General features: G+C 48.8%; 11 protein-coding genes. 7 read left to right on the top strand and 4 right to left on the bottom strand.

Features of this window, described 5'->3' with window-relative positions; genetic code table 11:
* Positions 1 to 12 precede the first annotated feature (12 nt).
* From KIU71_RS15530 to xylB, 3 genes are all read right to left on the bottom strand, one after another.
* The gene (locus KIU71_RS15530; RefSeq protein WP_214132213.1) at positions 13 to 717 is read right to left on the bottom strand and encodes a hypothetical protein; all 705 of its coding nucleotides are present in this window, start codon (positions 715 to 717) and stop codon (positions 13 to 15) included.
* 101 nt (positions 718 to 818) lie between these two features.
* A complete protein-coding gene (gene xylA, locus KIU71_RS15525; protein ID WP_214132212.1) occupies positions 819 to 2,138 on the bottom strand; it encodes a xylose isomerase in 1,320 nt (439 codons plus the stop codon).
* A 14-nt stretch (positions 2,139 to 2,152) separates the two neighbouring features.
* Positions 2,153 to 3,613 carry a xylulokinase gene (xylB, locus tag KIU71_RS15520; protein ID WP_214132297.1) on the bottom strand — a complete coding sequence of 487 codons (1,461 nt, stop codon included), beginning with the start codon at positions 3,611 to 3,613 and terminating at the stop codon, positions 2,153 to 2,155.
* Between the two features lie 155 nt (positions 3,614 to 3,768).
* On the opposite strand from xylB, the gene KIU71_RS15515 reads away from it, so the two are divergent.
* Together KIU71_RS15515 and KIU71_RS15510 are read left to right on the top strand one after the other, a co-directional pair.
* Positions 3,769 to 4,941, top strand: coding sequence for a XylR family transcriptional regulator (locus KIU71_RS15515; protein WP_214132211.1), 1,173 nt, complete (start codon positions 3,769 to 3,771; stop codon positions 4,939 to 4,941).
* An 86-nt stretch (positions 4,942 to 5,027) separates the two neighbouring features.
* Positions 5,028 to 6,044 (top strand): glycoside hydrolase family 5 protein, encoded by a 1,017-nt coding sequence (locus KIU71_RS15510; protein ID WP_214132210.1) that lies wholly within the window; start codon positions 5,028 to 5,030, stop codon positions 6,042 to 6,044.
* Between the two features lie 15 nt (positions 6,045 to 6,059).
* Here KIU71_RS15510 and KIU71_RS15505 read toward each other — a convergent pair whose 3' ends face one another.
* A complete protein-coding gene (locus tag KIU71_RS15505) occupies positions 6,060 to 8,480 on the bottom strand; it encodes a PilZ domain-containing protein (protein WP_214132209.1) in 2,421 nt (806 codons plus the stop codon).
* Positions 8,481 to 8,583: 103 nt separating this feature from the next.
* Between KIU71_RS15505 and KIU71_RS15500 the strand changes: the two genes are divergently transcribed.
* The 5 genes from KIU71_RS15500 to KIU71_RS15480 all read left to right on the top strand — a co-directional run bounded on the left by KIU71_RS15500 (position 8,584) and on the right by KIU71_RS15480 (position 12,604).
* Positions 8,584 to 9,984 carry an NAD(P)/FAD-dependent oxidoreductase gene (locus tag KIU71_RS15500; protein WP_250207566.1) on the top strand — a complete coding sequence of 467 codons (1,401 nt, stop codon included), beginning with the start codon at positions 8,584 to 8,586 and terminating at the stop codon, positions 9,982 to 9,984.
* A gap of 124 nt (positions 9,985 to 10,108) precedes the next feature.
* Positions 10,109 to 10,753 carry a YceI family protein gene (locus tag KIU71_RS15495; RefSeq protein WP_214132208.1) on the top strand — a complete coding sequence of 215 codons (645 nt, stop codon included), beginning with the start codon at positions 10,109 to 10,111 and terminating at the stop codon, positions 10,751 to 10,753.
* A gap of 11 nt (positions 10,754 to 10,764) precedes the next feature.
* A complete protein-coding gene (locus KIU71_RS15490; RefSeq protein WP_214132207.1) occupies positions 10,765 to 11,328 on the top strand; it encodes a cytochrome b in 564 nt (187 codons plus the stop codon).
* A gap of 73 nt (positions 11,329 to 11,401) precedes the next feature.
* A complete protein-coding gene (locus KIU71_RS15485; protein ID WP_250207565.1) occupies positions 11,402 to 11,893 on the top strand; it encodes a YceI family protein in 492 nt (163 codons plus the stop codon).
* A gap of 21 nt (positions 11,894 to 11,914) precedes the next feature.
* Positions 11,915 to 12,604: an extensin-like domain-containing protein gene (locus KIU71_RS15480; RefSeq protein ID WP_214132205.1), complete on the top strand. Its 690-nt coding sequence runs from the start codon at positions 11,915 to 11,917 to the stop codon at positions 12,602 to 12,604.
* Positions 12,605 to 12,639: the final 35 nt, after the last annotated feature.

Genomic DNA, 12,639 nt, shown 5'->3' with positions numbered 1-12,639 from the left:
GCGCCTGATTTTCTAATCATTGTCGCGAGCGAACCGTTTGATGTGCTCATTCACACTGACAATGAATGCCATCAGCCGCGGACTGTTGCGGCATACAAATGCCTCATGAGAAATATAAACCGGTTTATCTTGTGCGAAAAAATCAAGGGGGCGGTGCGCTTCACGGTAGATGGTTTCAATATCACTCAGGTAGGCGATAAACGCATCTGCTCGTCGCAGGGCGAGAAATTGAACAAGCGCCTGTTCGGAGTCTAAATCGATATACCGAGCCGGTAAGGTTTCTCGAATGCCACCCACAGACATGCCGCGGCGTATCGCAATCGTTTTACCCGCAAACTCTTGAATATCGGAATAAGGGTAGGGGCTGAATAAATAGGCGGGAGATTGAGTGAACGGAAGACTTTCAATCAGTTCATCTTTATTTGGGATCGTAACCGTGCTGGCAGGAAACAGGCAATCCACCTCGGCACGATCAAAGAGGCGCTCGACTCTACTGTAAGGGGCAAAAATCAGCGTCACATCGGTTAACTGAGCCAGCAACTGGTCGTATTCACCATTCGACTGGCCGTGTCGGGTCAATTGCCCTGGAATTTCGGTGGTGCCGATCACGACGCTATGCTGGTCTGCATGCACCGCATTGCTCATCAGCAAAAACGCAAGCAGCAGAGTGCTATATTGAAAAGCATACTGAAGCAATGCGGTTGCCTGTTTAGACATAATCGACTAATTCAAGGGTTCGTATTATTCAAAAAATACCACACAGATTTAAAAACGCGAGCCAAGCTCGATGAATTAAGCAAATTTGCCGATGATAATCCTTATCTGAAAATTGAGCGAATAACCGCATTTTCCAATTGCTCTTGCTGGCCGCTTACGGCTCGGGGCGAGATATTCCGCTTAAGCGACCAATCGGCAAGTGATGCCAAAGAAAATTCTCCTTGCAAAATATCCTGGCCAGTAGGATGTTTCCAAGCTGAGTATCGAGTCTCAACAGCCCTGCTTAACGCTTCGCTTTCTAGCAGACATACCGCTTTTCTGAGCGCTAATGCAAGCGCGTCCATTGCACCGATATGACCGTGGAATAAATCCGCAGGGTTGCAGCTTTGGCGGCGCAGTTTACAATCAAAATTTAAGCCACCAGTGGTAAACCCACCAGACTTAAGGATTTCATACAAGACCAAGGTTAACTCTTGGATATCATTTGGGAATTGGTCTGTGTCCCAGCCGTTTTGCGCATCCCCTCGATTGGCGTCAATACTACCAAAAATACCCAACGCGATAGCAGTGGCGATTTCGTGGTGAAAAGAGTGCCCTGCAAGGGTGGCATGATTTGCTTCAATATTAACCTTAAATTCTTCTTCAAGGCCGAACTGTTTCAAAAATCCATAGACTGTCGCGCTGTCATAATCGTATTGATGCTTGGTAGGTTCCTGCGGCTTAGGCTCAATCAGTAAAGTGCCCTGAAAGCCGATTTTATGTTTGTGCTCGGCCACCATGCTGAAGAATCGACCTAATTGCTCGCGCTCGCGCGCCATATCAGTGTTTAACAGTGTTTCGTATCCTTCTCGACCGCCCCATAACACATAATTTTCACCGCCAAGTCGATGAGTTGCATTCATGGCGTGGAAAACCTGCGTTGCGGCGTAGCTGAACACTTCAGGGTCCGGATTGGAAGCCGCACCGGCAGTGTAGCGCGGGTTGCTGAATAGATTTGCCGTTCCCCACAATAATTTAACCCCGGTCGTATCCTGTTTTTGCTCAAGAACATCAATCATGCTGGCGAAGTTATTCACATAGTCGCGCAAATTATCGCCTTCTGGCGAAACATCAATGTCGTGAAAGCAGTAATAGGGAACAGTCAGTTTTTCAAAAAACTCAAATGCCACATTGCACTTTTGCTTCGCTTGGGCCATTGAGTCTGCGCTTTTCAGCCAAGGCCGGTTAAAGGTGCCTTGTCCAAATACATCAGCGCCATCCCAACAGAAATTGTGCCAATAGCAAGCAGCAAAACGCAGGTGCTCTCGCATTGTTTTACCCAAGATCACCTCATCAGCACGATAATGGTGAAAGGCTAACGGATTGTCTGAGTCTGGACCTTCATACGTGATCGTGGGGATAGCATCAAAATAAGTCGACATAATGGTTTCCTACGTTAAGAGTGGTAGTGCCCTGACAGCGCAGAATACAAGGCAACGAATTTGTGGCGCCGCTGCGCCAACACCGCATGTTTAGCAGGAGTGGGGTGGTAGCGTTTAATCAGACGTGGCTGAGTGCATATCTGTGACACAGTTCGGTGTGTTTCTATGGCAATTTGCGCAAGTTTTGCCGCGCCTAATGCGGGGCCGACTTCGCCATCTTCTCGGTAATCCAAAGGCAAATTCAGAACATCTGCCAGCATCTGTCGCCAAAAGTCGCTGCGAGTACCACCACCAATCAGGGTAATATTCTGTGCAACCGTACCGGTATTGTGCAAAACCTCTACGGCATCGGCAAAGGCAAAGCTAACGCCCTCTAACACGGCAACAAGCATTTGCTGCTGAGTGGTTGAGTGCGTTAAGCCGATGAAGCTTCCCTGCACTAACGGATCGTTATGCGGTGTGCGCTCACCACTCAAATAAGGCAAAAAGTAAGGGATATCTTCGGCAATGGTGCATTCGGACTCGACTGACTGCATTAACCTGTCTAGCGGCTGTTTGGCAACCTGATCAGCGAACCATTGCAAACAACTTGCCGCACTGAGCATGACAGACATCAAATGCCATTGATTGGGTAACGCGTGACAAAAACTGTGTACCGCGTCTTCACAGCCTTGTGAATAACGCTGCGCCGACACAAAGTAAACCCCAGACGTACCCAACGACAGCATTCCTCGCTGCTGACCGACTACGCCCACACCCACTGCGCCTGCTGCATTGTCGCTACCGCCTGCGACGACAGCAACACACTGCATCCCCCAACGTTTTGCCAGCGCAGGTTTGATGATCCCCGTGATTTGCGTTCCCTCATACAGGCGCGGCATGTGCGAGCGGTCAAGTCCACAGGCTGTCAGCATGGTGTCAGACCAGTCTCTGCGAGCAACATCAAGCCACAAGGTGCCGGCGGCGTCAGATACATCAGTGGCGTAATCATTGGTTAAGCACCAGCGCAAATAATCTTTGGGTAGCAATACCTTATGAATACGCGCAAAAGCTTCAGGCTCGTTTTGTTGTAGCCACAGTAGTTTGGGCGCGGTAAAGCCTGGCATGATCAGGTTGCCGGTAATTACCTCAGAGTCTGCCACTTGGTCTTTTAACTGTTTGCACTGCTCTGACGAACGCCCGTCATTCCATAAAATAGCCGGACGGATTACATCGCCGTGCGTGTCGAGCAACACAGCGCCATGCATTTGGCCGGTAAGACCAATCGCTTCGATACGCGCGGCGTCGTTTCTCTGAATCAGGCTCTGCATGGCCGCGTCGAACGTATGCCACCAGTCGTTCGGGTGTTGTTCAGACCACAGAGGGTGAGGTCGCTCTACATTCAACGGTGAGGATACCGAGTCGATCAGCTTTCCTGAGCTGCTAAGCAACACCAGTTTTATGTTTGAAGTGCCTAAATCTATGCCTAAATACATCGCCATCACGTGTTAACCAAGTCATGCTCTTATCGTGACACTCGCACCACGAAAAACAATTACGAAATTTCATAATTAAATTTCGTAATTTCTTCAAGGCTGAGTGTATTCTTCTGTATAGTGATTTACGTCAGGATCAACATAAGCATCAGTTCATGCAACAACGGCGTATCGGACTTCTTTTCAACGCGAATAAAATTTATGACCGTCACGTGATTGAGGGTATTGGACATTATCTGCAATCAACGCAAGTTTGTTGGGACGTGTTTTTGGAAGAAGATTGTCTGGCTCGACTCAAAGAACTCCACCAATGGGAGGTGGACGGGATCATCGCCGACTTCGATGATCCAGAAATCGAAAATGCCTTGCTGGGTAAACAAATACCGGTTGTCGCTGTAGGGAGTTCGTATCACGATGAGTCGCTTTACCCGAATGTCCCCTACGTTGCGACTGACAATAACGCCATCGTTGCATTGGCGTTAGCCCATCTGCGAGAAAAAGGGCTTGAGCGTTTCGCATTTTATGGCTTGCCTCACGATAATCGACATCGATGGGCACGTGAGCGAGAACGCGCAATGATATCGCAATGCCGCGATGCGGGCTTCTCGCTCAGCGTCTTTCGTGGAGATGTTACACGCGCAACAACCTGGGAAGTCTCTATGCAGCGTCTGGCGGGTTGGATTAATGAATTACCAGTGCCGGTAGGCATTTTGGCCGTAACTGATGCCCGTGCCCGGCACATTTTACAAGCGTGTGAGCGGACCAATCGGGCTGTGCCTGATCAGGTGTCGTTGATTGGGATTGACGATGATGATATCGCACGTAACCTCAGTAAAGTCAGTCTGAGTTCTATCAACCAGGGGTGTTTTGAGATGGGATTTAGCGCAGCAAGGCTGCTGCATCTGTGTCTCACTTCACCAGTTTCACGGTTACCCCCGAGGCTATTGATCGCTCCCACCGGCGTCGTGCAGCGGCAGTCAACGGATTTTAAGTCACTCAATGATCCTTTAGTGATACAAGCGATGCACTATATTCGGCAGCGCGCCAGCCACGGAATAAAAGTGGAACAGGTAGCGCAGCATCTGGCAGTCTCGCGCTCACAGTTGGAAACTCGATTCAAGCAGGAAGTGGGGATGTCGGTGCACCAGCAGCTGCATTTATGCAAGCGCGAGGAAGCATGCCGATTACTAAAAGACACTGATTTTTCACTAGACGATATTGCCAAGCGCAGTGGCTATCCATCGCAACAGTATATGCATGCAGTCTTGAAAGAACACTATGGCAAAACTGTCAGTCAACTTCGCCTGCAATTTAAAAACGCCGATTAAGTCATATTGGTTAGCGGATTTGTATTATCGCGCCAGCAAAAATCCGTATTAGCCTTAACCTACTGTTTTCAGATGGTTTACGAACAATGCCGAATTTACGCGTTCTGTTTGCTTTTTTCAGTCAGCCCTGTCTAGCATTGGCTTTACTCTTCTCGCTGTCAGTTGGCGCAGCACCAGCCGGATCGCCGGTCGCCCTGTATGGGCACCTTGCGACCAAACAAGGCTATTTGGTGAGTGAAACTAACGTGCCGCTATCATTGGCAGGGCCAAGTTTGTTTTGGAGCAACAGTGGGTGGCCGGGAGAGGCATTCTACAACGCTGGCGTGGTAGAAACCGTCGCTAAAGACTGGAACGCCAGTGTGATCCGCGCTGCCATGGGCGCTGATAGTGGCGGCAGTTACATTAAAGACCCTGAAGCCAACAAAGCACGAGTCATCGCCGTGGTTGAGGCCGCTATTGAACAGGGAATTTACGTTATTATCGACTGGCATTCGCATCGGGCTGAGGATATCGAAGCACAGGCCGTCGCATTTTTCTCAGAAATGGCGACGCGCTTTGGCGATTCACCCAATGTCATCTATGAAATTTACAATGAACCCCTTAACACAACCGATTGGCAGGATGACGTAAAGCCTTATGCCAATAAGGTGATTTCAGCCATTCGTAAAATTGACCCCGATAATGTAATTTTGGTCGGCACTCCCACATGGTCTCAAGATGTTGATCTTGCGGCGAAAGACCCGCTAATTGGCTATGCAAACATCGCTTATGTATTGCATTTTTACGCTGGCACTCACAAGCAGCCGCTGCGTGATAAAGCGCAAAAAGCGATTGATGCTGGCTTAACACTGTTTGTTTCCGAGTGGGGCAGTGTAGAGGCAACCGGGGATGGCGACATTGACCTTGAAGAGTCGCTGCGCTGGTTAGTGTGGATCAAGCAAAATCATTTGTCTCATGTGAGTTGGTCAATCACGAATAAACAGGAAGGCTCTGCGATGTTGTTGCCACACGCGCCGACCAATGGCAAATGGAAGGATGAGCACTTGAGTCCGAATGGCTTATTTTTGCGTGAAATATTTCGAGCCTGGCAAGTTACACCGTAGACGACGCACCGAGAATCAGGTGTTATCGGCAGCGATACTGGAAGTGTCCAACGGGGTGCTGGCCTGCGGCGCGGGGGCAATACCAAATTTAAGCAGGATATTATGAAAATCAGCTACATTTGACAGATAGAGCACGTGCGTATAGCCGGATTGCATAATTTTAAGTTTCTCATACATGTCGATATCAATTTTAGATAGCTGTGCAAAACGCTTACTGGTCAAGGGGGTTTCCGCAGTATTGCACCGAATGGCGCACAAGTGAGTCACGCACGCTTTAACATTCTGTTGAGCAACGTGAGCGCTGATCTGTAGCCTTGTTTTGCCATACAGAAAATCATGCTCTTTGACATAAATGATGCTCTGATCTTTGTTCTTCACCACGTGAATAACGTGCACATCGCGCTGGTCATGTTTAAGCATGTTGTCAAGTGTGGTCGATTTTGGTTTTGTTGCCTCTTTATCCGCAAAAAATCCATGTAATGGCACTTCGTTGGCCAGCACGCTAAACGGCTCAAGGTCGCGATCATTTTCAGCATGATATACCGTTTTGAGCCGATCAATTGTGAAGCGATTGTTGCTGATCAGCACAGACGCGCAGGGCAGATTACGAATACACAACTCCCACAGAAAACGATGGAAATTGCGTTGCTTGCGACTCAGATCGCGCTGTGAAAAATAGTCGGCGTTGTGGCTGAATAGGCGTTTCAGGCGGCTGCGGTTTGATGCTTTGTTTTCGTTGGGTAATTTTAAGCGTAGAATGCCAGAGCTGCTGTTATAGCCTGCCACTTCATACACTTCATTGCTCACTTTTAAATCTTTGATGCTTACTTTGACTGTCTGGGACGGCTCGAACTCTTGAGGCTGGCTCATGATCAACTTTAGCCCACTCGCTGAGAGGTCGACCAGCTTTGCGGGAGCTTGCGTGAAAAGTCCTGTTTTAATACTCGATTCTGAGTCCATCACGTAGCGTGCTTCTTTGCGCCGATCAGAAGCTTGCTCCATGACAGCCGTCAGTGGCCACTCCGATGCATCATCAATGATCGATTTCGGAAACGGTTTAAATGGCTCGGGTGCGGCGACCACCAAATCGCCTATCCAGTTTGTCACATCCTTACAAAATAAAATGTGCTTGACGCTGGATAGTTCAGGATAATCATTCGCAATCATATCGTGAATATCCATTGCCAGCGCTTTATGCGCCGCGCTAACGGAGCGCAGCCGGCACTGCAGCACTTTAAAGCTGCCCGATTGCGCCGCTAGCTCAATGAATTGTTTAACGCTGTTGGTCTTACATAAATCGCGATAGGTAATCGCGACATTAAACGACTGCTCGCCGCGGGTAAAAATCCCTTTGAGTAAAAAAGTTTCCTGATGCTCAATCAGCTCGCTCATTAAGCGCTGAAAGATAGCGGAACCTGGAAGGTCTCGCGCGGGTACGAACGCTTCATTGTATTCAGCGTTAGTGGGCGTGATTAATTGAAACCTTGGGGTGAATTTTTGTGCGTCGCCAGCCACAAAAATCGGGATCCATGGGCTGAATGAAAATATTCGGTCTCGTTCCAAGTCCTGCATCACGCGTTCAATTTCGAGATCGCGCTGCAATGGCACCTGATTAACCATTTTTTCAACGTAATTGGACAGGCGCTCGACCAGCTTCCGCGGTGTTCCCTTTGCTAGCGTAAACTGGGTTTCAAACACCGAGAGCGCGCGATTGAAACGACTTTCACCCATCTCAAACGCGATCTGTGTGCCTTTACTGGTTAAACCGGCAATGTCTGGGAAGGTGAAAGACAACGTATCATGCTCGCCCTCCACAATCGGCGCTCGCTTGGTTTCAACGATCATTCCTGAGCTAGACAGAGCCGCAAGGGGACAGTTTCGGCCTTTATCAAACTCAGCACAAAATACAGTAAAGTTGGGCTTAATGGCCAAGTCGTCGGCAAAATCGATATCTTTAAACGACTGAGACTCAACACTAAAGGCTTTAACGATCTTTTCCTGCTGTTCCTGCCGAACTTTCGATTGGTAATGCTCAGAGTTCATCACCGACTCGAACACACCAACCGTGTAGCGGTCGAGAAAACGTTTGGTTTCACGGTCGAGAATTTCTTTGCCGACTTTATCCAGCCGCATGGGGATGCCGAAGTGTTTAAATTTCAGCACGGGGAATTTTGCAAACTCGGAATTATCCGCGCTGGCGTCGGTCAATGAGGTGAGTCGAATCACTTCCTGCTTGATAATATTGCGAACGCGACTAGGAATTTTATCCGAAAACTTATTCAAGCCTTCTAGCAGGCGGTTTTCCTGTTGTAATGGAATAAGCTTGTCAATCAGAGGCTTATACTTTTGGATCAGTAAAGCTTCATCACTAATTTGACCGGCGCCTATCGGTTTGTCACTCACCTGCCCAACACCCTCTCCATTGGATTTCTGCACAGCTGTCTTTGTGTATAACGTAACTTTCACTCAGTGTCTATTAAATCAACGCTGGTCGGTGCTGATTATTTAGCATGAATTGCCAGTTTGGATAACGACGGCAATGCCAGAGTTTGATAACATGAATCGCATTCAAAGGACTGTCGATTTCTGCGACATGACTGACTACCAAACTACCGGAGATCACCCTGTGTCACAACTTGCCAACTCACCCGAAGACCAATGCACACTCATCATTGGTGGCGGTGCAGGCGGACTTGAACTGGCTATCAAGTTGGGGCGTCACTATCGTGGCTTTAATCACAAAGTTATTCTGGTTGATCAAAATCGAACGCACATTTGGAAGCCGCTACTGCATGAAGTGGCGGCTGGGGCGATGGATCCCGATATTGACGGCGTGGACTATCTATCTTTAGGCAACAAAAATGGATTTGTGTTTCATTTAGGTACCATGGTGGGGTTGGATCGCGACCGCTGCGTTGTGCAGTTAGCTCCCTTATTGGACAACGAAGGGCAAACCGTGCTGACACAACGTGAACTGCATTACACTCGGCTGGTTTTTGCGCTCGGTTCAGTCACCAATGATTTTGGTACAGAGGGCGCGCGCGAGCACTGTATATTTTTAGACTCACCGCAAAGCGCGCAGCGCTTTCATACACGCTTGCTCAATGAATTTCTCAAACTGCAAGCAGATGATACCAAGCATACGCTCGAAATCGCGATTGTGGGTGCCGGAGCAACCGGCGTGGAACTGGCGGCAGAATTGTACAAAACCACCGAGCTGTTAAAGTCATATGGGTACAACCATCTGTCTAAAAATCGCTTAAAAGTACGACTGGTCGAGGCTGGGCCTCGATTACTGCCGGCTTTGCCTGAGCGTATTGCCAGTGCCACTAAACGTGAATTGGAAAAGTTAGGCGTCGAGATATTACTCAATACGGCAGTATCGAAAGTTGAGGCGGACGGTCTGCATACTCGTGAAGGTGAATTTATTTCCAGTAAAATGTCGGTTTGGGCAGCGGGCATCAAAGCACCGGATTTTCTGCATGAGATTGGCGGGTTAGCAACGAACCGGATCAATCAAATCAAAGTGGATCGCAAGTTGGTCAGTACCGTGGATAGCGCCATATTCGCATTGGGCGATTGCGCCCACTGTGAAATGCCAGACGGTTCGAAAGTGCCGCCTCGCGCACAATCTGCACACCAAATGGCCTCGCATGTGTTGAAAAACATCAAGTTGATGGATGCCTATAAACCGTTACAGGATTACCAATATGTGGATTATGGTTCACTGGTTTCCTTGTCGACCTATTCGACGGTAGGCAGTTTGATGGGCAACCTCACTAAGGGCAGTATGTTTATTGAGGGTCGGTTAGCCAGAATGGTCTACATCAGCCTTTATCGCATGCATCAGTTCGTGATCTATGGGCGCTTGAAAACCCTGTTATTCATGTTGGTGAACCGGATTAACCGACGTTTGCGGCCAACCCTCAAACTGCATTAGCTTGGCGTCCAAAACAGTTGTTAGTCTCAGAGTGTACGCTGTTGAGCGAAACTGTTGAGCACAATGAAACCGGAGCGGCGTAGTTTGCGTATTGTCGATTAATCAAAACTGACCAAGGATTGTGATGAAACTAACTCCGCATTTGCTGCCTAAAATCGTTATCGTGGCTACCCTCAGCTTAACTGGCTGTATCAGTTGGGTATTTGCCAAAAGCACCTTCAATGAAATGCCCAGCGGCGAATATACCGTCGATCTTACTCACGCCAGTATTGTCTGGAAGGTGTCACATCTTGGTTTATCAGATTACACCGCACGCTTCGCTGATTTTGATGCGAGTATCACCTTCGATGCAAACAACATCGAGAAAAGCACGGTCACCGCCACAATTAATCCGATGTCCATTCAAACCGCGTACCCCAATGCCGATGAAAAAGACTTCGACAATATTTTAGCCACAGACGAGGCATGGTTTAACGCCGGGAAGTTTGCCAATATTACCTTTCGCTCAACGGGCATCGATATGCTGACGGAACAACGCGCTGAGATGAGCGGTGAGCTGACCTTCTTAGGCGTTACCAAGCCTGTGACGCTAGACGTCGAGTTTAATGGTGCAATGCAGCGCCAACCCTTCAGTGGAAAGCCTACGATGGGCTTTTCTGCAACCACCACAATCAATCGTTCTGAGTGGGGTATGACGAAGTACGTGCCGAACATTGGCGACAGCGTTGATGTGATGATCGAAGGCGAATTTATTAAGACTGACGAATAGGTAACAAAGCAATGGCTGCGCGTTACCATAGTGTGTCGATTGCTCTGCATTGGCTGATTGCGCTGGCGCTGTTGTTTATGTTCGCAAGTGGTTTGTTCATGGTGAATGTCGATATGAGTAAGGCAGACCAGTACAAGCTGTTTCAAATACATAAAAGTGCCGGTGTGTTGGTATTGCTGAGCATTGCGCTGCGGTTAATTGTACGCTGGATAACCAGCCAACCGCGTCTGCCAGACGCAATGACCCATCAGGAAAAGCGCTTGGCAAAGTGGGGGCATTGGGCGTTATATGCTGCGATGATCGTGATGCCACTGTCTGGGTGGTTAATGGTGTCCGCCAGCCCCTTTGGCTTACCTACCATTGTATTTGACTGGTTTGAATGGCCACACATCCCAGGTGTCGAACGCAATAAAACCATTGAATCAATTGCGCGTGAAATCCATTGGTACACTGGGCTGACGTTCCTTTCGCTAATGATTTTGCATATTGCCGCTGTCATTAAACACCGCGTGAAAGACAACCTCAATTTGCTGCCGCGTATGTGGTGGCGAACACACATCAAGGAAAAACCCTAGCATGCTCAATCGTCTTCTATCAAAAGACTTCCCTGTACGTTGCCGGTGCTTATGGCTAACAATGGTTATATTGATGAGCGCACCGTTTGCAACTGCCAATACTATCAACGCCAGCGACGCCAACAGCACACTTATATTCCGTGGTGAGCATGCCGGTATGCGTTTTGAAGGCAAGTTCGACAATTGGCAAGCAACGCTGGTTTTACCGCCCGCGGATAACCCGCAGATCACGGCAACCTTTGATCTTGGCTCGGCAAAAACCGGCGACCGTACCTACGACAGTACATTGCCAGAGGGAGATTGGTTCGATACGGAGAATCATCCGCAAGGGCGCTTCACGTCTACGGCTATTAAGACGACCTCAAAGGGCTACGCCATAACCGGCGATCTAACATTAAGAGGGGTCACCAATCCGGTCAGCTTTGAACTGATGAATGACGCCGAAAACGCAATGACCGCGACCATCCGCGTTGACCGCCTTGCGTTTGATATTGGCAAAGAGTCTGACCCCGATGCGGAATGGGTTAGCCGTGAGATCGAATTAGATCTCACAATAACCGACTAGAACGTGATTTAGGCAGAGTTTATGCGGCGATGGTTCATCCTTTTGGGTATTGCCCTGATGATTGCTGGGCTTGGCTTCTTGGCTTACCAGTATCTGCCGGATCGTTACAACCCGTGGGCCGTATTGAATATGGATTCGCAACCCACATTTGTCACCAAATTTAAAATTATGCAACTGAAAAACGCGCCAGAAGATTGCTTCGAGGTGCTATCGAACAGCGGTGTGAACTACGAGCGTATCACCGATCGTGAAACCGGTGAGTCGTGTGGCTTTAAAAACGCGGCAGTGCTTAAGCAATCGGGTATTTCCTATGGGGGAGATATTCGCCTTACCTGTCCGGCATTGGTGAGTTTGCTACTGTGGGAACGTCATGCAGTGTTGCCGTTGGCTCAGACGTATTTAGGTCAAGATGTTCAGCGCATTCGCCACTATGGCACCTACGCGTGCAGGAATATCAATAATGCTCGAACAGGAAGGCGCAGCGAACACGCTTACGCCAACGCGATTGATATTGCCGGCTTTCAACTGGCTGACAACACAGAGATATCGGTACTCGACGATTGGCCCGAGGCAACACCAGAAGGTGAATTCGTGCGAGCGATGCATGCGTCAGCCTGTGACTATTTTAAAACCGTATTAGGGCCGGAGTATAATGCGCAACATGCCAACCATTTCCACTTCGACTTTGGTGGTTCATTCGTGTGCCGCTAACTCGGCACTGGCAAGGCAACACGTCTTAGTTTCTG

It is taken from the genome of Alteromonas oceanisediminis (assembly GCF_018474025.1).
Classification (GTDB): Bacteria; Pseudomonadota; Gammaproteobacteria; order Enterobacterales; family Alteromonadaceae; genus Alteromonas_E; species Alteromonas_E oceanisediminis.
The sequence above is the reverse complement of the archived record's forward strand: the minus strand, read 5'-3'. Positions and strand labels throughout refer to the sequence as shown.

What these genes read in the sequence shown, in the direction of transcription:
- KIU71_RS15530 (WP_214132213.1), bottom strand. Translation starts at nt 717, where the DNA reads ATGTCTAAACAGGCAACCGCATTGCTTCAGTATGCTTTTCAATATAGC.
- xylA (WP_214132212.1), bottom strand. Translation starts at nt 2,138, where the DNA reads ATGTCGACTTATTTTGATGCTATCCCCACGATCACGTATGAAGGTCCA.
- xylB (WP_214132297.1), bottom strand. Translation starts at nt 3,613, where the DNA reads ATGTATTTAGGCATAGATTTAGGCACTTCAAACATAAAACTGGTGTTG.
- KIU71_RS15515 (WP_214132211.1), top strand. Translation starts at nt 3,769, where the DNA reads ATGCAACAACGGCGTATCGGACTTCTTTTCAACGCGAATAAAATTTAT.
- KIU71_RS15510 (WP_214132210.1), top strand. Translation starts at nt 5,028, where the DNA reads ATGCCGAATTTACGCGTTCTGTTTGCTTTTTTCAGTCAGCCCTGTCTA.
- KIU71_RS15500 (WP_250207566.1), top strand. Translation starts at nt 8,584, where the DNA reads ATGCCAGAGTTTGATAACATGAATCGCATTCAAAGGACTGTCGATTTC.
- KIU71_RS15495 (WP_214132208.1), top strand. Translation starts at nt 10,109, where the DNA reads ATGAAACTAACTCCGCATTTGCTGCCTAAAATCGTTATCGTGGCTACC.
- KIU71_RS15490 (WP_214132207.1), top strand. Translation starts at nt 10,765, where the DNA reads ATGGCTGCGCGTTACCATAGTGTGTCGATTGCTCTGCATTGGCTGATT.
- KIU71_RS15485 (WP_250207565.1), top strand. Translation starts at nt 11,402, where the DNA reads ATGAGCGCACCGTTTGCAACTGCCAATACTATCAACGCCAGCGACGCC.
- KIU71_RS15480 (WP_214132205.1), top strand. Translation starts at nt 11,915, where the DNA reads ATGCGGCGATGGTTCATCCTTTTGGGTATTGCCCTGATGATTGCTGGG.